This window comes from Flavonifractor sp. An4, assembly GCF_002161755.1.
Classification (GTDB): Bacteria; Bacillota; Clostridia; order Oscillospirales; family Oscillospiraceae; genus Flavonifractor; species Flavonifractor avicola.
In genome coordinates this window covers 47,705-71,999 of record NZ_NFIL01000010.1, presented here as the reverse complement: position 1 = coordinate 71,999, position 24,295 = coordinate 47,705, and the positions used below count along the sequence as shown (strand labels likewise).

17 protein-coding genes are annotated in these 24,295 nt (G+C 59.9%); 3 read left to right on the top strand and 14 right to left on the bottom strand.

The annotated features are described in order from the left end of the window. Positions 1-39 precede the first annotated feature (39 nt). The 5 genes from B5F94_RS06555 to B5F94_RS06535 form a co-directional block, all read right to left on the bottom strand. Positions 40-1,272: a murein hydrolase activator EnvC family protein gene (locus B5F94_RS06555; RefSeq protein WP_087328862.1), complete on the bottom strand. Its 1,233-nt coding sequence runs from the start codon at positions 1,270-1,272 to the stop codon at positions 40-42. A 32-nt stretch (positions 1,273-1,304) separates the two neighbouring features. Further along, complete coding sequence (gene ftsX / locus B5F94_RS06550) at positions 1,305-2,195, bottom strand: permease-like cell division protein FtsX (protein WP_087187752.1); 891 nt, start codon at positions 2,193-2,195, stop codon at positions 1,305-1,307. Further along, positions 2,179-2,871: a cell division ATP-binding protein FtsE gene (gene ftsE / locus B5F94_RS06545; RefSeq protein ID WP_087187751.1), complete on the bottom strand. Its 693-nt coding sequence runs from the start codon at positions 2,869-2,871 to the stop codon at positions 2,179-2,181. Before ftsE ends, ftsX begins: the two co-directional genes overlap by 17 nt. A 90-nt stretch (positions 2,872-2,961) precedes the next feature. Continuing rightward, on the bottom strand, positions 2,962-4,053 hold the full coding sequence (locus B5F94_RS06540) for a PucR family transcriptional regulator (RefSeq protein ID WP_087187750.1): 1,092 nt from the start codon (positions 4,051-4,053) through the stop codon (positions 2,962-2,964). A 231-nt stretch (positions 4,054-4,284) separates the two neighbouring features. Next, a complete protein-coding gene (locus tag B5F94_RS06535) occupies positions 4,285-4,998 on the bottom strand; it encodes a pseudouridine synthase (RefSeq protein WP_087328860.1) in 714 nt (237 codons plus the stop codon). A gap of 99 nt (positions 4,999-5,097) precedes the next feature. Here B5F94_RS06535 and B5F94_RS06530 point away from each other — a divergent pair, with 99 nt between their 5' ends. After that, complete coding sequence (locus tag B5F94_RS06530; RefSeq protein WP_087187748.1) at positions 5,098-5,571, top strand: DUF4830 domain-containing protein; 474 nt, start codon at positions 5,098-5,100, stop codon at positions 5,569-5,571. 115 nt (positions 5,572-5,686) lie between these two features. Here the strand turns inward: B5F94_RS06530 and B5F94_RS06525 are convergent, their stop codons facing one another. From B5F94_RS06525 to B5F94_RS06485, 9 genes are all read right to left on the bottom strand, one after another. Then, on the bottom strand, positions 5,687-6,547 hold the full coding sequence (locus B5F94_RS06525) for a mechanosensitive ion channel family protein (RefSeq protein WP_087328858.1): 861 nt from the start codon (positions 6,545-6,547) through the stop codon (positions 5,687-5,689). A gap of 215 nt (positions 6,548-6,762) precedes the next feature. Then, positions 6,763-7,965 (bottom strand): elongation factor Tu, encoded by a 1,203-nt coding sequence (gene tuf, locus B5F94_RS06520; protein ID WP_087187746.1) that lies wholly within the window; start codon positions 7,963-7,965, stop codon positions 6,763-6,765. Positions 7,966-8,090: 125 nt separating this feature from the next. Continuing rightward, positions 8,091-10,196 (bottom strand): elongation factor G, encoded by a 2,106-nt coding sequence (gene fusA / locus B5F94_RS06515; RefSeq protein ID WP_087328856.1) that lies wholly within the window; start codon positions 10,194-10,196, stop codon positions 8,091-8,093. Between the two features lie 11 nt (positions 10,197-10,207). Continuing rightward, positions 10,208-10,678: a 30S ribosomal protein S7 gene (gene rpsG / locus B5F94_RS06510; protein WP_191435189.1), complete on the bottom strand. Its 471-nt coding sequence runs from the start codon at positions 10,676-10,678 to the stop codon at positions 10,208-10,210. A gap of 215 nt (positions 10,679-10,893) precedes the next feature. After that, complete coding sequence (gene rpsL, locus B5F94_RS06505) at positions 10,894-11,316, bottom strand: 30S ribosomal protein S12 (RefSeq protein WP_087187743.1); 423 nt, start codon at positions 11,314-11,316, stop codon at positions 10,894-10,896. 75 nt (positions 11,317-11,391) lie between these two features. Then, positions 11,392-11,634 (bottom strand): ribosomal L7Ae/L30e/S12e/Gadd45 family protein, encoded by a 243-nt coding sequence (locus B5F94_RS06500; protein WP_087328854.1) that lies wholly within the window; start codon positions 11,632-11,634, stop codon positions 11,392-11,394. A 244-nt stretch (positions 11,635-11,878) separates the two neighbouring features. Continuing rightward, entirely contained in the window at positions 11,879-13,213 is a 1,335-nt protein-coding gene (locus B5F94_RS06495; RefSeq protein ID WP_087328852.1) for a branched-chain amino acid transport system II carrier protein, read from the bottom strand. Positions 13,214-13,277: 64 nt separating this feature from the next. After that, entirely contained in the window at positions 13,278-14,867 is a 1,590-nt protein-coding gene (locus B5F94_RS06490; protein ID WP_087266785.1) for an amidohydrolase, read from the bottom strand. A gap of 215 nt (positions 14,868-15,082) precedes the next feature. Continuing rightward, on the bottom strand, positions 15,083-16,438 hold the full coding sequence (locus B5F94_RS06485) for a sigma-54 interaction domain-containing protein (RefSeq protein ID WP_087266788.1): 1,356 nt from the start codon (positions 16,436-16,438) through the stop codon (positions 15,083-15,085). A 338-nt stretch (positions 16,439-16,776) separates the two neighbouring features. Between B5F94_RS06485 and rpoB the strand changes: the two genes are divergently transcribed. Beyond that, positions 16,777-20,484 carry a DNA-directed RNA polymerase subunit beta gene (gene rpoB / locus B5F94_RS06480; protein WP_087328850.1) on the top strand — a complete coding sequence of 1,236 codons (3,708 nt, stop codon included), beginning with the start codon at positions 16,777-16,779 and terminating at the stop codon, positions 20,482-20,484. Between the two features lie 22 nt (positions 20,485-20,506). Next, positions 20,507-24,295: a DNA-directed RNA polymerase subunit beta' gene (gene rpoC / locus B5F94_RS06475; RefSeq protein ID WP_087328848.1), complete on the top strand. Its 3,789-nt coding sequence runs from the start codon at positions 20,507-20,509 to the stop codon at positions 24,293-24,295.

The following is a 24,295-nucleotide window of genomic DNA, read 5'->3' as shown; positions in this document are numbered from 1 at the left end:
AATTTTTCTCCTTATCTGTCTGTGCCGTAGGTCTGTCGCTTACCAATTATAGGCCCGAATAAAGGAATTGGACAAGCCGGGGAAGCAGCCCTCCGGGTCCACTCGCCGACCGCCAACCCGCACCTCCAGATGCAGGTGATTGCCTTTGGAATTGCCCGTATTGCCCACATATCCAATGGTCTGCCCCTGGTTTGCCAACTGTCCTTCGCTCACCGCCCGGGAACTCATATGAGCATACAGGCTGGTGGTGCCGTCTCCATGGTCGATGACCACAAAGTTACCGTAGGACCAGTTGGCGCCGGAGCCATACTCCGACATGATGACCTGCCCGCCCTTGGTGGCATAGATGGGGGTGCCTCCTGCCGCCGACACATCAATGCCGGTATGGCTGTGGGCCTGGCCACTGATGGGATGAATGCGATAGCCAAAGGCAGAGGTGAGGGTCAGACAGCTGCTGGGCAGGGGCCACTGGTATCCCGAACCGGTGGGCGGCAGGGTCACATTCTGCTGTTTCCGTTCCTCCTCCAGCTGTTTCTGCTTTCGGGTGATCTCAGCCTGAATGCTGGCAGCGGCGGCATCCTCTGCCTCCAGCTGCCGGTTGACCTCGGCGGCATCCGCGTTGATCTGATCCAGCAGCTTCTGGGCTTCTGCCACCTTGGCCTGCTGCTCCGCCTTTTTCGCTTCCTGCTGGTCACGGGCCTCCTGCTCCTCGGCTCGGGCACTCTCCAGTTCTCCCTGGACCCGCTCCAGCTCCTGCCGGGTGGCGACAAGCTGGTCCATAATCTGGTTGTCATAGGCCATCACCGCGTCCACGTCAGCGATGCGATCCAGCAGATCAGAAAAGCTGTCGGCGTTGAAGAGGATGGACCAGTAGGACACCGTTCCCTGTTCCTCCATCATCCGTACCCGCTGGCAGAACAGGTCGTACTGCTCCGCCTCCCGGGCCTCCGCTTCTTTCCGCTCCACTTCTTTCTGGGCGATCTCTCCGTCATAGTAGGAGATCTGGGCATCGATGTTGGCAATCTCAGCGTTGATGGCGTCCAACTGCTGGGTCAGAATCTGCCGCTTCTGCTGTGCGGCGGCCTGCTCCTCTTTGATATCGGACAGCTGGTCTTTCAGCGCCGCTTGCTTGGCCTGACTCTCCTGCTGTTCCTTTTTCAGCGCGTCGATCTCGCTCTGAGTCACCGCCCCCACCTGGGTGGCAGCCGATGTACACAATGCCAGAACCAGCACCCCGCACAAAAGCCGGAGTCTGGGATGTTTCCGTCTCATAAGGTCTCCTTATTCCGGATGACGCAGGCGGATCACACCTGCAGGAACTTGCGGATGGCCAACATGGAGCCCACCACACCGATAAGCAGGCCGGTAATCAGGAAGGCCCCAAACACCCACAGGGCCATGGGCTGGAACGGCAGCACCTTGATGAGGTCGATGGTGTCCGTACCGCCGATGGCACGGCTGACCAGGGTATATACCCCCCACTGGAGGAAGAAGCCAACCACCGCGCCGGTGACGCCCAGGATCATGCCTTCAAAGACAAAGGGCCAGCGCACAAAGGCATTGGTGGCACCGCACATCTTCATGATAGCGATCTCCTCCCGCCGGTTAAAGGTGGCCAGCTTGATGGTATTGGAGATGATAAACAGGCTCACCAGCAGCAGAATAGCCACCAGGATCAGGGCCACACCGCCGGCAATATTGCGGATGACCGTAAAGCCCTCGGCGATCTCAGGGGCAGACTTGGTGGAGGCCACACCCGTCACCTGCTTTACCGCCGTCTCGGTCTCGGACAACTTGCTGATGTCCTCCAGATAGATGTGGAACCGGTCCCGGTATACGCTGGAGGGCAGGCCCTCAAAGAGGGGGTTGCCTTCGTAGTCAGCCTCAAATTCCTCCTGAGCCTCTTCCTTGGTAACAAACTCAGCCCGCGCCACATTGGGCACAGCCTCAATATCATCCTGAAGGGCACGGGCCTCCTCCTGAGAAAGGGTCTCATCGATGTACGCAGTAAACTGGTTCTCCTGCTCCAGGTCGGAGAAGTTGTGCTGGGCGTTTACCGCCACCAAAGAGAAGGAACCCATGATAAGCAGACAGCACACAATCATGCACACTGCCGCAAAGGACATAAATCCGTGGGTAAAAATACTGTGAAAGCCCTCGGAAAACAGATAGCCAAAATTATATCGTTGTCTCATTGTTGTAATACCCGCCTGTCTCGTCGCTGATGATCCTGCCGTTTTCGATGGCCACCACTCGCTTGGAGAAGCGGTTGACCAGTTCCCGTTCGTGGGTGACCACCAGCACGGTGGTGCCCAGCTCGTTTATGCGCTCCAGCAGCATCATGATCTCCAGAGAGCGCATGGGGTCCAGGTTGCCGGTGGGCTCGTCGGCAATGATCATCTGGGGATTGTTCACCAGAGCCCGGGCGATGGCCACACGCTGCTGCTCACCGCCGGAGAGCTGGTCGGGGCGCTGATCTCCCTTCTCCAGCAGACCCACCAGATCCAGCACATAGGCCACCCGCTTGCGGATTTCCCGGGAAGAGGCACCCACCGCCTGCATGGCAAAGACCAGATTTTCCTTCACGGTTTTCTTGTCGATCAGGCGGAAGTCCTGGAAAATAACCCCCAGCGTGCGCCGCATATAGGGCACCTGCCGAGGCGTAATGTTGTTCAGGTTATAGCCGTTGACCATGAGCCGCCCGCCGGTGGGGGCGATCTCAGCGGTAATCAGCTTCAGAATGGTGGATTTACCGGAGCCGGAAGGACCCACCAAAAAGACGAATTCTCCGTCGTCAATGCGCAGATTGACCCCTTTCAGGGCCTTGGTCCCGTTGTCATAGGACTTTTGAATATCGATCAGACGTATCACGCTGTGTACCTCATTTACAGGATTGGGGACAAACTCACGTGCCGCAGAAGACGTCGTCACCGACGTCCTCTGCGGCTGATATGGTTTCTTTTAGTTGTCGATACCGCGGGAAATCAGATACTTCTTAACCATCAGAGCCACCTTGAAGGTGATGGCATCGTCAAACTCCCGCAGGTCCAGGCCGGTGAGCTTCTTGATCTTCTCCAGCCGGTATACCAGGGTATTCCGGTGAACGAAGAGCTTCCGGGCAGTCTCAGACACGTTCAGGTTGTTCTCAAAGAACTTGTTGATGGTGAACAGGGTCTCCTGATCCAGTGCGTCGATGGGATTCTTCTTAAAGACCTCCTGAAGGAACATCTCACACAGAGTGGTGGGCAGCTGGTAAATCAACCGGCCAATGCCCAGGTTCTCATAGTTGATGATGCTCTTCTCGGTGTCGAACACCCGGCCCACATCAATGGCAATACCGGCCTCCTTGTAGGCCCGGGCCAGTTCCCGAATATGGCCCACGATGGTGCCAATACCGATGACCACCCGGATATGGAGCTCCTCGTTGATCTTGTCCTCGATCTGCTTGGCGATCTTGTGCAGATCCCGGGTCTCAGCCCCATCATTGAGCTGCTTGATGAGGGCCACGTCGGTCTCGCTGATGGAGAGCACGAAATCCACCTGCTTGTCGGGGAACAGGGCGTGAACCACGTCAATGAGGGCCGGATCGGTGGTCTCCACCTGACGGATCAGGAAGACCGCCCGAGGCGCCTCGGAGACAAAGTGCAGCTCCTTGGCCCGAACATAGATATCACCCAAAAGGATATTGTCGGAAATAATATTCTTGACAAAGGTAGCCTTGTCGTGCTTCTCCTCATAATAGGTCTTGGCGCCGTTGAGGGCCACCGTAGCCATGGAACAAACCATAGTAGCCTCGGCATCCTCACCCTTGACAAAGACCGCATAGTCAAACTGGGAACCCCAGCCGGCCAGTGCCTTAAAGGTACGGCCCTCAAAGCGGACGGTGTCTCCCTCGCCCCGGTTTACCGCCTCAACTGCACCAGGCCAGTGTTCCCCAATACAGCTGAGTTCGTTGCAGGCCACAACCGTTCCCTCAGAATCGATCACGCCAATGGCCCGTTCGGTGCTGTCTTTCATCTGTAAGACAACGCTTTGGAAAATTCTGCTGGACATGGTTGTATGCCTCCTTATATTAATCCCCACTTTGGGATACTCTGTCTATTACACGCAACACACACGGGCTGAGTGCCCTATTTTCTCTTCAGACAGTTCTTGACGCAACTGTTCATTCAACAGTCACTATTATACCGGTTCTTTTTGCTCTTTTCAATAGCTTTTTCAAAGTTTTTTGGTGATATTGACTAAAAGACGCAAAAAATTTCCAACTCTGGGGAGAACCTCCGCTCATACTCCCGCTGTCAGACGCAATGCCGCCATCTCTTCCTCGGTCAGAGGTCGCCATTCTCCCCGCTTCAATGCAGGGTCCAGTTTCAGCGGGCCCATGGTGAGGCGTTTGAGGTAGCGCACCGGCTTGCCCCGGCTGGCCAGCATCCGCTTGATCTGGTGATATTTTCCTTCCCGCAGAGTAACGATGGCAGTATCAGGCTGCCCCAGCACCTCCAGGCCGGCAGGCATACACACCAGCCCGTCTCCCAAGGTCATCCCGGCGGAAAAAGCCTCTACATCCGTCTCATCCAACTGCCCTTCCACCTGGACAAAATAGGTCTTATCCACATGACGTCGGGGTGCCAGCAGCCGGTGGGCAAGCACACCGTCATTGGTAAGCAGCAACAGGCCCTCGGTATCCTTGTCCAGCCGACCTGCCGGAAATAGCCCCACCCGTTTTAGGTGGTCGGGCAGCAGTTCCAGTACCGTAGGCTGTTTGGGGTCCTCGGTGGCGGACACCAATCCAGCCGGCTTATGGAGCATGAGATAGACCATGCGCTCCCCGGAAACGGAAACACCGTCCACCGCAAATTCGGCGGCGGGATCCCATTTTTCCTCCGGAGAATGAACCGGGACACCATTTACCGCTACTCGCCCGGCCCGCACCAGTTCCCGGACTTCCTTCCGGGACCACCGGCCCGTATTGGCCAAAATTTTATCCAGACGTTCCAATGACGTACCTCCTCATCAGCTTTCCCCTTTTCCGTCATAACCGGCACCATAGGCACATACTCTTTGAGTATCAGTACTTTGGGAAAGGGGCGTTGCGCTGTGTTTATTATTACCGCCAGGGTCCGTAAAGGGCCTATACTGGCTGTGGCCGCCGCTGCTGTGGTAGTCTGCGGGGTCCTGCTGACTGCGGCAGGTTTGGGCGGCCGGGATACGGCGGTCTCTGGCGTGGTCAGTCCCACCGGCGTCAAATCCAATGAAGACCGGATTGCATATCTGGAAAGCTATGGGTGGCAGGTCTCCCAAGAGCCCTCTGCTGTAGAGGAACTACTCATTCCGGAGTCCTTCGATGACAGCTACACCCAATACCTGGAGCTCCAATCCTCCCAGGGCTTCGATCTGACCGAATATTGCGGCAAGCGGGTCAAACGGTATACCTATGAAATCAGCAATTACCCTACGGGGGAAACCGGCATCCAGGCCGGACTGCTGATTTACAAGAATACCGTCATCGGCGGAGATGTGCTCTCCCCCCAGCTGGGCGGGTTTATCCATGGGCTGGAGATGCCAGGCTAGATGAGGCAGCAGCTTAAAACCATCGGCACCCTACAAAAAATGGCCGCTTTCGCGGCCATTTTTCATAGGCACATAGAGATGAAGCAAGCCACCCGCTGCTTACTCTCTTCCGCTGTCACTCACCCTGTTGTTGCTCCCGAATCAGATGCACATTCAAATGGTTGTAGGGAATTTCAATGCCCTGGGCGTCAAAGGCAGCTTTGACCTGTTCCAGCAGATCGTAGTACAGATCCCAATAATCTGCGGTAGCGCACCATACCCGGACACTGTACTCGATGCTGCTGTCCAGATAGGCCGACACCCGGACAAAGGGTTCCGGTGTAAACAGAGCCTTAGGATGGGCGCCGATGACTCCCTTGATGGCGGCAATCACCTTTTCTGGCGCATCGTCATAGGAGGTGGTAAACTTCAAGTCCACCCTCCGCTGCTCCGCCGTGGTATAGTTGATGATCTTTTCAGCGGAGATCTGGCCGTTGGGTACCGAAATCACCTTGTTGTCGATGGTACTCAGCTTGGTATAGGCCAGGCCCACTTCCTTTACCGTACCGCTGACGCCGCCGGCCTCCACATAGTCCCCCGCTTTGAAGGGCTTGGACACCAGCACCTGAATGCCTCCCGCTAAATTGGACAAGGTCCCCTGAATGGCTAGGGATACGGCCAAACCGATCACGCCCAGCACCGCCACCAGGCTGGTCATAGGCACGCCGATGTAGTCCAGCACGATGCACACGGTAATGAGCCACAGAATGACCCGCAGAGCGGCATGAATAAAGGTATGGAGGCTCTTCTCCATCTCCAGACGGAGGAAGGCCCGGTCGGTCAGACGGAGGATGATTTTCATGACCACCATGCAGCCCACAAAGAGCAGAATGATGGTAATGATCTTCTGCAGATTCAGGTCATTGAAAAAGCCGGTTACAGTCTGAATCGTCTCTTCGGCTTCTTCGGGAGAAATATTTGTGATATTGGTTAGCATGACATACTTCCTTTCTGCGGCTATTCTATCATAGCTTTTCCACACAGACAAGCCCCTCAAAAGATTGCCAAAAGAAAAGAGCCAGCGTTTCGCTGGCTCTCTTCTGAATGGAGCAAATGACTCCTCAATGTTGACAATAACGCTTTCCTTCGGGCGGACACCCTCCTAAAATGCAGAAGACCTGCCTTGCGGCAGGTCTTCTTGCAAAAGGAGAATTACTCCTCGATGTCGATAACAACGCCGGAACCCACGGTGCGGCCACCCTCACGGATAGCGAAACGCAGGCCCTTCTCGATGGCGATGGGGGTGATCAGCTCGACCTTCATGTCGACGTTATCGCCAGGCATACACATCTCGGTGCCCTCGGGCAGAGTGATGACGCCGGTCACGTCGGTGGTACGGAAGTAGAACTGAGGACGATAGTTGTTGAAGAAGGGGGTGTGACGGCCGCCCTCGTCCTTGCTCAGGACGTACACCTGGCCCACGAACTTGGTGTGGGGGTGAATGGAGCCGGGCTTACACAGAACCTGGCCACGCTCGATGTCGGTCTTGGCAACGCCGCGCAGCAGGGTGCCGATGTTGTCGCCAGCCTCAGCGTAGTCCAGCAGCTTGCGGAACATCTCGATGCCGGTGACGACGGTCTTCTTCTTCTCGTCGGTCAGGCCAACGATCTCGACTTCCTCGTTCATCTTGATGACGCCACGCTCCACACGGCCGGTAGCAACGGTACCACGGCCAGTGATGGTGAACACGTCCTCGACGGGCATCAGGAAGGGCAGGTCGTCGTTACGGGCGGGAGTGGGGATATAATCGTCGACAGCGTCCATCAGCTCCTTGATGCAGGCGAAGTCGGGATCGTCGGGGTTGCCGGACTCGCAGGTCAGAGCGTTCAGAGCGGAACCCTTGATGATGGGCAGATCGTCGCCGGGGAACTCGTACTTGGACAGGACCTCGCGGACCTCCATCTCCACCAGCTCCAGCAGCTCCTCGTCGTCAACCTGATCGCACTTGTTCAGGAAGACCACGATGGCGGGCACGCCCACCTGACGGGCCAGCAGGATGTGCTCACGGGTCTGAGCCATGGGGCCGTCGGTGGCGGCGATAACCAGGATAGCACCGTCCATCTGAGCAGCGCCGGTGATCATGTTCTTGATATAGTCGGCGTGGCCCGGGCAGTCAACGTGGGCATAGTGACGCTTGTCGGTCTCGTACTCCACGTGGGCAGTGTTGATGGTGATGCCGCGCTCGCGCTCCTCGGGAGCCTTATCGATGCTGGAGTAGTCCTCGTACTGGGCCTGACCCTTCAGAGCCAGATACTTGGTGATAGCAGCGGTCAGAGTGGTCTTGCCGTGGTCAACGTGGCCGATGGTGCCAATGTTGACATGGGGCTTGGTACGCTCAAATTTAGCCTTAGCCATTTTAAGTGTCCTCCTTAATTACTCAAGTTGGGATAGGGTCATTTCCACATAAATGCGAAAATATTGTATAGCATTGCAGAATAAAAAGCAATACTTTTGTTGCGGGAATTGGCTCGGAACGAAAATTAGTCGTCCTTGCGGCCCCGCTCGGCAATGATCTTGTCGGCAATGCTCTTGGGAATCTCCACATAGCTGTGGGGCTCCATGGAGTACTGGCCGCGGCCCTGAGTGGAGGAACGCAGGTCAGTGGCGTAACCGAACATACTGGCCAGAGGCACCAGAGCGTCCACCTGAGTGGCGCCGGGACGGCTCTCCTGGCCCTGGATCATGCCGCGGCGGCTGGTCAGGTCGCCAATGACGTTGCCCAGATACTCGTCGGGCACGATGACGGAGACCTTCATCACGGGCTCCAGCAGGACCGGGTTGGCCTTGCGCATGGCCTCCTTGAAGGCCATGGAGCCGGCGATCTTAAACGCCATTTCAGAGGAGTCGACCTCGTGGTAAGAACCGAAGGTCAGGTGGACCTTCACGTCCACCACGGGATAACCGGCCAGGATACCCGCCTGCATGGCGCCCTGGATACCGGCGTCGACCGCGGGGATATACTCCTTGGGGATGACGCCGCCGGTGATCTCGTTGAGGAACTCATAGCCCTTGCCGGGCTCGTTGGGCTCGATGGTGATGCGGACGTGACCGTACTGGCCCTTACCGCCGGACTGACGGGCATACTTGGTGTCCTGCTCGACAGACTTCTTGATGGTCTCCTTGTAGGCGACCTGGGGAGCGCCAACGTTGGCCTCCACCTTGAACTCGCGGAGCAGACGGTCCACGATGATCTCCAGGTGGAGCTCGCCCATGCCGGCGATGATGGTCTGACCAGTCTCCTCGTCAGTCCAGGTACGGAAGGTGGGGTCCTCTTCAGCCAGCTTCACCAGCGCCAGGCCCATCTTCTCCTGACCAGCCTTGGTCTTGGGCTCGATGGCGACGCGGATCACGGGATCGGGGAACTCCATGGACTCCAGGATGATGGGAGCCTTCTCATCGCACAGGGTGTCGCCGGTGGTGGTGTTCTTCAGGCCCACGGCGGCGGCGATATCGCCGGAGAAAACTTCCTCGATGTCCTCACGGTGGTTGGCGTGCATCTGCAGGATGCGGCCCATACGCTCCTTCTGGTTCTTGGTGCTGTTGAGCACGGAAGAGCCAGTAGACAGCTTACCGGAGTACACACGGAAGAAGGACAGACGGCCCACATAGGGGTCGGTCATGATCTTGAACGCCAGAGCGGAGAAGGGGGCGTTGTCGTCGGCGGGACGCTCGTCCTCTTCGTCGGTCTCGGGGTTGACCCCCTTGATGGCGGGGATGTCCAGAGGAGAGGGCATGAAGTCCACGATGGCATCCAGCAGCTTCTGCACGCCCTTGTTGCGGTAAGAGGTACCGCAGGTCACGGGAACCAGCAGGTTCTCGATGGTACCCTTACGCAGAGCGCGGCGCAGCATATCCTCGGGGATGGGCTTCTCCTCCAGGGCCAGCTCCATGATCTCGTCATCGATGTCGGCGCAGGCGTCCACCAGTTTGGTGCGGTACTCCTGAGCCAGCTCCATCATGTCGGCGGGGATCTCCTCCACGCGCATATCCTTGCCCAGCTCATCGTAGTAGATGTCGGCGTCCATCTCCACCAGGTCGATGATGCCCTTGAAGGTATCCTCGGAGCCAATGGGGAGCTGGATGGGCACGGCGTTACACTTCAGGCGGTCGTGGATCATGCGGAGCACGTTGTAGAAGTCAGCGCCCATGATGTCCATCTTGTTGACGTAGATCATGCGGGGGACCTTGTAGTGGTCGGCCTGACGCCACACGGTCTCGGACTGAGGCTCAACGCCGCCCTTGGCGCACATGACGGTCACGGAACCGTCCAGCACGCGCAGGGAGCGCTCCACCTCTACGGTGAAGTCCACGTGGCCCGGGGTGTCGATGATGTTGATACGGGTCTGGGGGAACTGGTTCTTAGACCCCTTCCAGTAACAGGTGGTAGCAGCGGAAGTGATGGTGATGCCGCGCTCCTGCTCCTGAGCCATCCAGTCCATGGTGGCGGTACCATCATGGGTCTCACCGATCTTGTAGTTTACACCGGTGTAGTAGAGGATGCGCTCGGTGGTAGTGGTCTTACCGGCATCGATGTGAGCCATGATGCCGATATTTCTGGTATTCTCTAAGGTAACTTTCCTAGGCATACTCTAACTCCTTACCAGCGATAGTGAGCGAACGCCTTGTTGGACTCGGCCATCTTGTGGGTGTCCTCACGCTTCTTGACTGCGGAGCCAAGGTTGTTGGAGGCATCCATGATCTCGCCGGCCAGACGCTCCTTCATGGTCTTCTCGCTGCGGCTGCGGGAGTAGTTGGTGAGCCACCGCAGACCCAGGGTCTGACGGCGCTCGGGCCGAACCTCGATGGGCACCTGGTAGGTGGCGCCGCCCACGCGGCGGGCCTTGACCTCCAGGGACGGCATGATGTTCTCCAGCGCAGTGGTGAACACGTCCAGGGGATCCTTATCGGTCTTCTCCTTGATGATATCGAAAGCTCCGTAGACCACCTTCTGGGCCACGCCCTTCTTACCGTCCAGCATGATGCTGTTGACCAGCTTGGTCACCAGGACGGAATTGTAGATAGGATCGGGCAGAACCTCCCGCTTGGGTACGTTTCCTCTTCTGGGCACTTTGCTTCCCTCCTTCATAGTATGATTTCATAGGTACTCGAAGGCGTTTCAAACGCCCCCGTGTAAGACAAGTGCCTGCTTGTCCAGTGCCTCACAGGAAAACGCCCCTATTGTATAGGAAGCGCCTCTGCAAGGACAACTGCCTTGCGCGATTGCGCATTAGTTCATTTCATGTTGCTGCAAGCTTGCAGCGTGGTTGGAAGTAATCGTTATAATTACTTCTTGCCGGCCTTGGGCCGCTTGGCGCCGTACTTGGAACGGCCCTGCATACGGTTGGCAACGCCCTGAGCATCCAGAGTGCCGCGGATGATGTGGTAACGAACACCGGGCAGGTCCTTAACACGGCCGCCGCGGATCATGACCACGGAGTGCTCCTGCAGGTTGTGACCAACACCGGGAATGTAAGCGGTCACTTCGTAGCCGTTGGTCAGACGCACACGGGCGATCTTACGGAGAGCGGAGTTAGGCTTCTTCGGGGTGGAGGTACGAACAGCGGTGCACACACCTCTCTTCTGGGGAGAAGGCAGGTCGGTCTCGCGGTTCTTCAGGGTGTTCAGGCCCTTCTGCATAGCAGGAGAATTGGACTTGTAGGTCACGGCCTCGCGTCCCTTGCGAACGAGCTGGTTAAACGTAGGCATGGTTTTCCTCCTTTCTTTGTTTCTGAGAAATATATTTTAACGGAATAATCAAAAATTATACCGTTAAAACCAAAATCAGTGCAGCAGCGCGGCTACGGCGCTGCCCACGGCGATGCCGCAGGCGGAGCCCAGTTCCTTCATCTGGGACACCCGCTCCACCGGGATGTCCTTCTCCCGGCACAGCTCCTCCACCGGGCCGGTGAGCGCCGGATCGGCGTCCTGGGCGAGAAAAACACGGGCGGCCCGCCCATCGTCGATGGCACGGCGGGTCTGCTTGACCCCGGCCACCCTGGCGCCCTGCTTGAGCTCCGACAGCATACGGCAACGCCTCCCATCCCTTGATTTCTCGGAAAAAGCGCCCTGTTTCAGGGCAGAATTTCCCCTTTGGCAGGCACACCTGCGCAATTTGGGATTATATCATAATGAAAAATTGAAGTCAAGCAGAATTTTGCTAGAATTTGCAAGGCTTTGGGCCCCTCTCCCGTCAGAAATGACAGGGAGGCGGAGACAGATGCGTCTCCGCCTCCCGAGAGGAGCGGTTCCCGGGCACCCCGGGACTGGCTTACTTCTCCTGCGCGGACACCTCAGCAGGGTCGGGCAGGGGCTGATACTTGGGCTTGCCGCGGCAGATGATGGCGCCCACGACCATGCCGATGATGGTGGGAACCACCCAGGCAAAGCCCAGGCCGGAGAAGGGGAACAGATCCATGAAGCTCTGGAGCCAGCCGATGTTGGGGTTGACGCTGAGCACCGCGTCGCCCAGGCTCACCACCGCGGCCATGAGCACGCCGCCCTTGTAGAAGCCGTCGTTGGGCAGGAATTTGTTGAGCAGGCCCAGCACGGTATTCACGATCAGGGCCGGGTAGACCACCAGGAAAATGGGGGTGACGTAGTTGACGATGTTCTGCACGCCGGTGATGCCCATGAACACACCGATGAGGCAGGCGATGAGCATCAGGACTTTGTAGGGGATTTTCTTCTTGAAGAAGTCATAGAAGAAGCCGACACAGGTGGTGCCGATGCCCACTGCGGTGGTCAGGCAGGCCAGAGCCACCGCGCCGCCCAGGCAGGCCATGCCCACGGGGCCCATGATGTCCTGGATAATGCCGGAGAGCAGGGCGGTCTGGGCGGTGTCCTGGGGATAGACGCCGCTGGCGCAGGCACCGATGTAGGTCAGGGTGCCATACACCGCAAAGAGAACCACAATGCAAATGATGCCGGCCATGAAGCCGCCCTTCTTGCTCTCCTGGCCATTGTAGCCCCGGCGGCGGAGATCCAGCAGGATCACGCTGGCGAACATGATGCCCACGGTGAGGTCGCCGGTGTTGTAGGCGGTGAGGATGGCGTCGCCAAAGGCGCCGCCGCCAATGCCGGTGTCAACCGGGGTGCCCAGCGGGGAGATGACGCCCTTGATGAGCACGATGGCCAGGAGCACCACCAGAATGGGGGTCATGTACTTGCCCAGCTTGTCGATCACGGAGTTGGGGTCGCAGGCGAAGAAGTACACCAGCACGAAGAACACGATAACCGTGATCCAGATGGGCACATTGGGGAGCAGGGGCTGGATGGCCATCTCATGGGTGGTGGCCGCGCTGCGCGGCAGCGTGGAGCCCATGGCGATGAAGGAGCAGCCGATCAGGTAGTAGGCGTTGTAGAACCAGGGGGACACGTGGCCCATCAGATCCTGGGACTTGTCGCCCACATTGTTGACCGCCCACAGGGCCAGCACCGGCAGGACAATGCCGCCCAGCAGCAGGCCCAGGGCGCCCCACATCCACTGATCGCCGCTGAACAGGCCGATCTGGGGCGGGAAGATCAGGTTGCCGGCGCCGAACATGGTGGAGAACAGCGCCAGGCCGACGATGATAGTGTCCTTCCAGAAATTTTTCTTGTTCATCTTCTTACCTCCCAAGCATGAATGGAATCAGATCCTCTCTTTTCTTCCACAGCGCGGAGCGGGCTCACTGCTCCGCGTGGTAGACGGTCGTTCCGTTGAGCACGGTCTCCAGCACCTTCACCTGGGGAAAGGTGTCCGGCTCGATGTCAAACAGATCCTGGTCAAGCACCACCAGATCGGCCAGCTTGCCGGTCTCCAGCGTGCCGCGGACGGCCTCATCCCGGCTGGCCCAGGCCGCGTCGGAGGTGAACAGGCGCACCGCCTGCTCCACGCTCAGAGCCTGCTCCGGCAGGTAGGTCTTGGTGCCCGCCCGGTTCTTCCGGGTGATGGCGGCGCGCATGTTGTCCAGCACGTCGAAGGGCTCCACCGGGCAGTCGGAGCCGCCGCTGACCCGGATGCCCAGATCCTCCATACTCTTCCAGTTGTAGCAGTCTTTGGCGTGGCGCTCCCCCACCCGCTCCTCGATGATGTTCATGTCCGCGTCGATGAAGATGGGCTGGATATAGGCCTGCAGGCCCATGACCTTCATCAGCCGCAGCAGGGCCGGGGATGTGGTCTGGGCGTGGACAATGCCGTGGCGGTGATCCGGCCAGGGGTTGGCCTCCTGGGCCTTGTAGATGGCGTCGCACACCTTCTGGAAGGCCAGGTCGCCGATGGCGTGGACGGCCACGTCCATATGCTGGTCGTGGGCCGCCTTGATCCAGGCGCACAGCTCCTCCTCGGTGTAGATGGGGATGCCGTGGTTGCTCCGGTCGTCCACATAGCCGTCGATCATCTCGGCGGACTTGGCGCCCAGGGAGCCGTCCTGAAGCAGCTTGCGGGGGCCGGTGCGGAAGAGGCTGGTGCGGTCGTCCGGGTCGCTGCGCGCCGCCAGCAGGCGGCCGAAGTCGGGCTGATCCACCAGGCACTGCTCGTACACCCGGACGGTCAGCTTCCCCTCCTCCTCCATCTCCCGGAACAGGTCGATGAGGTGAATGGGATCCACCCCCGCAATCACCTTCAGATCGTCGGAGTGGACGCAGGTGATGCCGGCGGCATTGAGATCCCGCTGGCCGATCTCAATGAGCTCCCGCACGTAGGCATCGTCCGCCTTGGGAATCACGTCCATGTACAGCCGCATGGCGTCCTCCCGCAGCAGGCCGTTGATGAAGTCCACATGGCTGATGGTCTCGGGATCCACATTTTTCAGCTCCCGGATGCGCTCCAGCATCACGGTGTTGCAGGCGGCGATGTGGGCGCAGGTGCGCAGCATGCACACGGGAATCTCGGTGGAGATGCGATCCATGTCCTCCCGGGTGGGCATGCGGCCCTCCTTCATGGTCTCCTGGTTCCAGCCCATGCCCAGCAGGTAGTCGGGATGGTTCTTCTCAATCCGCTCCCGGCAGCGCTCCACGATGGTCTCGATGGAGTCCACGCCGAACAGGGCCACGTTTTTCTGGAACATGGCGTAGTAGAGCATGTGCAGATGGGTGTCGTTGAAGCCGGGCAGCACCATGGCCCCCTGGAGATCCTTCTTCTCGTCCCAGCTCTGGGCCAGGGCGTCCGCGCTGGTGCCCAGGAAGACAATCTTGTCGTCCTCCGCCCCCACCGCCTCGTACCGGGTCATGGCTCCGTCCATGGACACGACCTTTCCGTTGTACCAAAGTCTCCTCATTTCCACGCTTCCTTTCTGCCCGTCGGGCAAATCTGTCTGATATTCATTAGCAAGCAGAATGCCAAAGTTGGGCAATCCACACAAAAAACCGCCGGAAATCCTCCGCCCCTAGGGACAGCTCAGGCTGTCCCGCTCTGGCGCTGGATTTCCGGCGGCCCGTTCAATGCCGCTCCCGCGTACTCAATTGTCAAAATTTTTTGCACCTGCAAAATTTTTTACAGGTCATATTTTTGCAGCTTGTATTTCAGATTCTGCCGCGACAGGCCCAGGTTCCGGGCCGCGGCGGAGATGGAACCGTATTGCTCCATGGCCCGGCGGATGAGCTCCCGCTCGTACCGCTCCACCTCCCGGCTCAGGGAGATGGGGCCGTCCGGCAGGGCCGCGGCGGCCTCCGAAGGCGGCTCCGGACGGGTGCCCAGGCTCTCCGCCAGATCCGCCTCGCACAGCAGCTCCCCCTGCGCCACGGCAAAGGCCCCCTCCACCGCGTTGCGCAGCTGGCGGACATTGCCCGGCCACCGGCACTGCCGGAGCATTCGGTCGGCCCCCGGGGTCACCCCCCGGATGGTGCGCTTCATGGAACGATTATACTGCTCCAGAAAATGGTTTGTCAACAGCGGGATGTCCTCCGGCCGCTCCCGCAGGGGCGGCAGGAGCAGGCGCACCACCCCGAGGCGGTAAAAGAGATCCTCCCGCAGGCGGCCGGTGCGGAGCAGCTCCTCCGGCGGCTCGTTCACCGCCGCCACGATGCGCACGTCAAAGGGGATGTCCCGGCTGCCGCCCAGACGGCGCACCTTTTTCTCCTCCAGGGCCTTGAGCAGCTTGGCCTGGAGGGAGATGTCCATGGAGTTGATCTCGTCCAGGAAGAGGGTGCCGCCGTTGGCCTCCTCAAAGAGGCCCTTGTGGGTCACCGCGCCGGTATAGCTGCCCTTCTCCGTGCCGAAGAACATGCTCTCCAGCAGGTTGGTGGGTATGGCCGCGCAGTTCTGGGACACGAAGGACTGGCCGCACCGCCGCCCCTCGGTGTGGAGGGCCTCGGCCACCAGCTCCTTGCCGGTGCCCGTCTCCCCGTAAATCAGCACCGGGGAGTTCAGCTGGGCAGCGGAGCGGATGCGGCGCTTGAGCTCCTCCATCCTGGGAGACTGGGTTATAATCCGATCCAGGGTGGACAGGCCGCCCCGGCGGCCGCCGCGGACGATGCGCTGGCCCACCACATAGAAGCGGGCGCAGTCCACCGCCCCCACCACCTGTCCGTCCACCGAGATGGGGATGGTGGTAGCATCCAGCACCACCCGCTCCCCCCGGCTGTTCACAATCTCCTGCCGCTGGTCGTAGATGGCCCGGCCGGTACGCAGGGCGCGGAGGATGGTGCTGCTCTCCTCGTCCAGCTCCGGATAGAGCTCCCGGATGTGGCGGCCCACCGTCTCCTCCGCCTTCCAATAGTAGTTCATGGCAATGCGGTGATCCCGGATGATCCCGTCCCGATCCACAATCAGGATCCCGTCGGTGTCCTCACACACCTGAATGACCGCCCGGATCTGATCCATATACGGGTCTCTGTACGGTTCCGACATGCGCTTCGCCTCCCTGCCCGGAGAAAATAAGAAAAAAATCTGGATTCCTCCAGATTTTCTTAAAAAGCAGTTGACTTTTCCTATGATTTCATGGTATACTAAAACGCTCTTAACTTCCGATTGCGTCAGAACATTCTGCCCCACTGTGTGGTCAGTTTAACACAGCAGGGCGGAAAGCGCAAGAGGATATCAGAATATTTTTATCCACGCATCCGGGTGTTCGCATCCGGTAACCTACCGCCCCTTTTGTATGATTTGACGGAAAGCAGCAACCTTCGCCGGAATCGTCCCCCTGTGGCGGCGGTTCCAGACAATGAAATCGAGGTGTTTTTTCTACGATGGTCAAGGACGTCTACTTCGGCAAGACCCTCCGCAAAAGCTTCGCCCGCCATGAAGAGATCCTGGAAATGCCCAACCTGCTGGAGGTGCAGAAGAACTCCTATCAGTGGTTCCTGGAGACAGGCCTGAGGGAGGTCTTCAAGGATGTGGCCTCCATTACCGACTATGCCGGTAATCTGGAGCTCTCCTTCATCGACTACTCCATGGATGAGCCTCCCAAGTACAACGTGGAGGAATGTAAGGCCCGGGACGCCACGTACGCCGCTCCCATCAAGGTGTGGGTGCGCCTGCGCAACAAAGAGACCGACGAGATGAAGGAGCAGGAGATCTTCATGGGAGATTTCCCTCTGATGACCAAGGCCGGTACCTTTGTCATCAACGGCGCCGAGCGCGTCATCGTCTCCCAGATCGTCCGTTCCCCCGGCATCTATTACGCCCGCACTGAGGATAAGACCGGCAATGTGGTGTACGCCACTACCGTCATCCCCTACCGCGGTGCCTGGCTGGAGTATGAGACCGATCTCAGCGACATCTTCTATGTCCGCATCGACAAGAACCGCAAGCTGCCCATCACCTGCCTGATCCGGGCCGTGGGTCCCAAGACCGATCAGGAGATCCTGGACCTGTTCGGCGATGACCCCCGCATCGTGGCTACTCTGGAGAAGGACGCCTGCAAGACCTATGAGGAGGCCCTGCTGGAGATCTACCGCAAGCTGCGTCCCGGCGAGCCCCCCACGGTGGACTCCGCCGAGAGCCTGCTCAACGCCCTCTTCTTCGACCCCCGCCGGTACGACCTGTCCGCTGTGGGCCGCTACAAGTTCAACAAGAAGCTGGCCATCTGGTCCCGTCTGTCCGGCCAGAAGCTGGCCATGCCCGTGGTCGATCCCACCACCGGCGAGATCCTGGCCGAGCCCGGCGAGGTCCTCACCCGTGAGCGGGCCCGTGAGCTGGAAGCCAAGGGCGTCAACGAGGCCATTCTGGACCTGGACGGCGGCGTTCAGCTGAAGGTTTTCTCCAACAACATGGTGGATATGGCCGGCTTTGTGGACTTTGATCCCGCTGAGTGCGGCATCACCGAGAAGGTCCGCTTCTCCGTTCTGCAGGAGCTGCTGCAGAACTACTCCGGCGAGGAGCTGAAAGAGGCTGTCAAGGACCGCATCGATGACCTGGTTCCCAAGCACATCATTGTGGATGACATTATGGCATCCATCAATTACCTCAACTGCCTGGCCCATGGCGTGGGCAACGCCGACGACATCGACCACCTGGGCAACCGTCGTCTGCGCTGCGTGGGCGAGCTGCTGCAAAACCAGTTCCGCATCGGCTTCTCCCGCATGGAGCGCGTCATCCGGGAGCGCATGACCATTCAGGACCTGGACATCGTCACCCCCCAGTCCCTGATCAACATCCGTCCCGTTACCGCCGCGATCAAGGAGTTCTTCGGTTCCTCCCCCCTGAGCCAGTTCATGGACCAGACCAACCCTCTGGCCGAGCTGACCCACAAGCGCCGTATGTCCGCTCTGGGCCCCGGCGGTCTGTCCCGTGACCGTGCCTCCTTCGATGTGCGAGACGTTCACTACTCCCACTACGGCCGTCTGTGCCCCATTGAGACCCCCGAAGGTCCCAACATCGGCCTGATCTCCTACCTGGCCTCCTACGCCCGCATCAACCGCTACGGCTTCATCGAGGCTCCCTACCGCAAGGTGGATAAGGCCACCGGCAAGGTCACCGACCAGGTGGAGTATATGACCGCCGACATGGAGGACGAGTTCACCATCGCCCAGGCCACCGAGCCTCTGGACGAGAACGGCTGTCTGAAGAACGCCCGTATCACCTGCCGTCACCGCAACGAGATCATCGATGTGGACCGGGATCAGGTGGACTACATGGACGTGTCCCCCAAGATGATGTTCTCCATCGCTACCGCCATGATCCCCTTCCTGGAGAACGACGACGCCAACCGTGCTCTGATGGGCGCCAACATGCAGCGTCAGGCCGTGCCTCTGCTGACCACCCAGGCCCCCATCGTAGCCACCGGTCAGGAGCACAAGAACTGTATCGACTCTGAGGTCGCCATTCTGGCCGAGGAAGACGGCGTGGTCACCAAGGTGTCTGCTCAGTACGTCACCGTTCGCTATGACAGCGGCCGGGTGGAGGAGTACAAGCTGACCAAGTACCTGCGCTCCAACCACGGCACCTGTATCAACCAGCGTCCCATTGTCAACGCCGGCCAGCGGGTGGAGAAGGGCGAGGTCATCGCGGACGGCCCCTCCACCTCCAACGGCGAGATCGCCCTGGGTAAGAACATCCTCATGGGCTTTATGACCTGGGAAGGTTACAACTACGAGGACGCCATCCTGCTCAACGAGCGCATGGTGAAGGAGGACGTATTCACCTCCATCCACATCGAGGAGTACGAGACCGAGTCCCGGGACACCAAGCTGGGTCCCGAGGAGATCACCCGGGACATCCCCAACGTGGGCGACGACGCCCTGAAGGATCTGGACGAGCGCGGCATCATCCGCGTAGGCGCCGAGGTCCGTGCCGGCGACATTCTGGTGGGTAAGGTCACCCCCAAGGGCGAGACCGACCTCACCGCCGAGGAGCGCCTGCTGCGCGCCATCTTCGGTGAGAAGGCCCGCGAGGTCCGTGACACCTCCCTGAAGGTGCCTCACGGCGAGAGCGGCATCATCGTGGACGTGAAGGTCTTTACCCGCGAGGCGGGCGACGAGCTCTCCCCCGGCGTCAACATGGTGGTCCGCGTCTATATCGCCCAGAAGCGTAAGATCTCCGTGGGCGACAAGATGGCCGGCCGTCACGGTAACAAGGGTGTTGTGTCCCGCATCCTGCCCCAGGAGGATATGCCCTTCCTGCCCGACGGCACTCCTCTGGACATCGTGTTGAACCCCCTGGGCGTGCCTTCCCGTATGAACATCGGTCAGGTGCTGGAGGTCCATCTGGGCTACGCCGCCAAGACCCTGGGCTGGAAGGTGGCCACCCCCGTCTTCAACGGCGCCGACGAGAAGGACATCGCCGAGACCCTGAAGATGGCCGGTCTGCGCCCCGACGGCAAGAGCTGGCTGTACGACGGCCGCACCGGCGAGCGGTTCGACAACCCCGTCACCGTGGGCTACGTCTACTTCCTCAAGCTGCACCACCTGGTTGACGATAAGATCCACGCCCGTTCCACCGGCCCCTACTCCCTGGTCACCCAGCAGCCTCTGGGCGGCAAGGCCCAGTTCGGCGGCCAGCGCTTCGGCGAAATGGAGGTGTGGGCCCTGGAGGCTTACGGCGCCGCCTACACCCTGCAGGAGATCCTCACCGTCAAGTCCGACGACGTCACCGGCCGTGTGCGCACCTACGAGTCCATTGTCAAGGGCCACAACGTGCCCAAGCCCGGCGTGCCTGAGTCCTTCAAGGTTCTGGTTAAGGAGCTGCAGTCCCTGTGCCTGGATATGAAGGTGCTGGACGACCAGGGCAACGAGATCGAGCTGAAGGACGACGACGAGGATACCTACCAGCCCGGCAAGTTCCGCGACGATGACGACGACTTCTACGGCTACAACGCCGGCGGAGAGTCCGACTTTGCCGCCGCGGGCTACACCCTCAAGGAAGGCAGCGACGACGATGATCTGGCCGTTGCCGACGACAGCGATGATTTTTCCGATTCGGAGGACGATTACTCCGATGATGACGATATGGAATAAGTAAGGGAGGTCGAGCAGAAACATGAGTTACGCTGAATTTGACGCCATTAAGATTGGCATCGCCTCCCCGGAGCAGATCCGCGAGTGGTCCTATGGCGAGGTCAAGAAGCCGGAGACCATCAACTACCGCACCCTGAAGCCTGAGCGGGACGGCCTGTTCTGCGAGCGCATCTTCGGGCCCACCAAGGACTGGGAGTGCCACTGCGGCAAGTACAAGAAGATCCGCTACAAGGGCAAGATCTGTGACCGCTGCGGCGTTGAGGTCACCCGGGCCAAGGTGCGCCGTGAGCGCATGGGCCACATCGAGCTGGCCGCCCCCGTGTCCCACATCTGGTACTTTAAGGGTATCCCCTCCCGGATGGGTCTGCTGCTGGATATCAGCCCCCGCATTCTGGAGAAGGTGCTCTACTTCGCCAGCTATATCGTGACCGATCCCGGCTTCTCCCCCCTGGCCAAGAACCAGATCCTCTCCGAGAAGGAGTACCGCGATATGCGGGAGAAGTATGAGGACGACTTTGAGGCCGGCATGGGCGCCGAGGCCGTGAAGAAGCTGCTCCAGGACATCAACCTGGAGGAGCTCTCCACCCAGCTCCGCGCCGAGCTGAAGGACGCCTCCGGCCAAAAGAAGGCCCGCATCGTCAAGCGTCTGGAAGTGGTGGACGCCTTCCGCATCTCCGGCAACAAGCCTGAGTGGATGATCATCGACGTGCTGCCCGTCATTCCCCCCGAGCTGCGCCCCATGGTGCAGCTGGACGGCGGCCGGTTCGCCACCTCCGACCTGAACGACCTGTACCGCCGCGTGATCAACCGCAACAACCGTCTGAAGCGCCTGATCCAGCTCAATGCCCCCGACATCATCGTCCGCAACGAGAAGCGGATGCTGCAGGAGGCCGTGGACGCCCTCATCGACAACGGCCGCCGTGGCCGCGCCGTCACCGGCGCCAACAACCGTGCGCTGAAGTCTCTGTCCGATATGCTGAAGGGTAAGCAGGGCCGCTTCCGTCAGAACCTGCTGGGTAAGCGTGTGGACTACTCCGGCCGTTCCGTTATCGTGGTTGGCCCCGAGCTGAAGATCTATCAGTGCGGTCTGCCCAAGGAGATGGCCATCGAGCTGTTCCGTCCCTTCGTCATGAAGAAGCTGGTGGAGGATGGTCTGGCCAACAACATCAAGTCCGCCAAGAAGATGGTGGACAAGGGCAAGGCTGAGGTTTGGGACGCCCTGGAGTTCGTCATCAAGGACCACCCCGTTATGCTCAACCGTGCGCCTACCCTGCACCGCCTGGGCATCCAGGCCTTCGAGCCCGTGCTGGTGGAAGGCCGCGCCATCAAGCTGCACCCCCTGGTGTGTACCGCCTTCAACGCTGACTTCGACGGCGACCAGATGGCCGTCCACGTGCCTCTGTCCGCTGAGGCCCAAACCGAGGCCCGGGTGCTGATGCTCTCCGCCAACAACCTGCTGCGTCCTCAGGACGGCGGCCCCGTCACCGTGCCTACTCAGGACATGGTGCTGGGTTCCTACTACCTGACCTACGAGAAGTACGCCGAGCACACCGCCGAGGAGACCTATGACGACGTTGCCGCCGTCAAGGCCGCTCTGGAGGCCGGTACCCTCAATCCCGGCGACCTGATCTGGGTCAAGAACCCCGGCTCTCTGGACGACATCCCCACCTACGCCGGTATCTGTGCCGAGACCGAGGACGGCCAGCTGCCCCGCGAGGTGCTCCATGTCTTCGGCAGCGACATCGAGGCCCGTCTGGCCTACGACGAGGGCGAGCTGGAGCTCCATGTGCCCATTCTGGTCCGCCGCTCCGCCGAGGTAGACGGCGAGACCCGCTATAAGCTGGTGCGCACCACCGTTGGCCGCCTGATCTTCAACGAGGGTATTCCTCAGGATCTGGGCTTTGTGGACCGCACCGATCCCGAGCAGATGTTTGAGCCCGAGATCAACTTCGTCACCGGCAAGAAGCAGCTGGGCAAGATCATCGACAAGTGTATCGTCAAGCACGGCTTCACCGTGTCCGCCGGCGTGCTGGACACCATCAAGGCCAAGGGCTACAAGTTCTCCACCCGGGGCTCCCTCACCGTGTCCATCTACGACATGACCATCCCCGAGAAGAAGTACGGTCTCATCGAGAACACCGAGAAGGAGATCGTGAAGATCGAGCGCCAGTACAAGCGCGGCTTCCTGACCAACGACGAGCGGTATCGCCTGGTGGTTGAGGCCTGGGAAAAGACCACCAAGGACGTGACCGACGCCCTGATGGCCGGCCTGGACCGCTACAACCCCATCTGGATGATGGCCGACTCCGGCGCCCGTGGTAGCTCCGCTCAGATCCGTCAGCTGGCCGGTATGCGTGGCCTGATGGCCGACACCTCCGGCCGCACCATCGAGATCCCCATCAAGTCCAACTTCCGTGAAGGTCTGTCCGTGCTGGAGTACTTCATCTCCTCCCGAGGCGCCCGAAAGGGTATGGCCGATACCGCTCTGCGTACCGCCGACTCCGGTTACCTGACCCGCCGTCTGGTGGACGTGTCTCAGGAAGTCATCATCCGTGAGGACGACTGCGGCACCGACGACGGCATCATGGTCAGCGAGATCGTGGAGAACGGCCAGGTCATCGAGACCTTCGGCGAGCGTCTGAAGGGCCGCTATCCGGTGGAGGACATCTGCGATCCTCAGACCGGCGAGGTGCTCATCGACCACCACACCATGATGACTGCCGACGACGCCAAGCTGCTGGAGGCTCACGGCATCCATCAGGTCAAGATCCGCTCCGTGCTCACCTGCCGTGCCCGCAGCGGCGTATGTTCCAAGTGCTACGGCATTAACCTGGCCATCGGCGAGCCTGTGGGCGCCGGCGAGGCCGTTGGTATCATCGCCGCTCAGTCCATCGGTGAGCCCGGTACCCAGCTGACCATGCGTACCTTCCACACCGGCGGCGTGGCCGGCGGCGATATCACCCAGGGTCTTCCCCGTGTTGAGGAGCTGTTCGAATCCCGCAAGCCCAAGAAGATGGCTCAGCTGGCCGAGGTGGGCGGCAAGGTCACTCTGGAGGAGGCCAAGCGCAACTCCATGTGCAATGTGACCATCACCGCCGATGACGGCGAGGTCGTCACCTATACGCTGCCCTATGCCGGCCTGCGTGTGAAGAACGGCGACACCGTGGAGAAGGGCTTCGCCCTCACCGAAGGCGCCCTCTATCCCCAGGACGTGCTCCGGGTCCGCGGCATCCACGCTGTGTACGACTATCTGATCCAGGAAGTGCAGAAGCCCTACCGTCAGCAGGGCGTGGATATCAACGACAAGCACATCGAGGTTATCTGCCGCCAGATGATGCGGAAGGTCCGTGTGGAGGACGCCGGCGACTCCGACCTGCTCTCCGGCTCCACCATCGAGCTCATCGAGTTCGAGGATGCCAAGGCCGCTGTTCAGGCCCGCATCGACGCCGGTGAGACCAACGACGGTATGGAACTGCGTCTGCCCACCTGCACCCGTCTGCTCATGGGTATCACCAAGGCCTCTCTGGCCACCGACTCCTTCCTGTCCGCCGCCTCCTTCCAGGAGACCACCAAGGTCCTTACCGAGGCCGCTATCAAGGGTAAGGTGGACCACCTGCTGGGCCTGAAGGAGAACGTCATCATCGGTAAGCTGATCCCTGCCGGCTCCGGCCTGTCCATGTACCGCAAGTACGATCAGATGGACGACGAGGGTACCGCCCAGAGCGGCGAGGCCGTCGAAGAGATTGCCGAAGTCGTTGACGACGCTCCCGTTGTTGAGGAGCCCATTCTGACCGACAGCGCGGATCTTTAA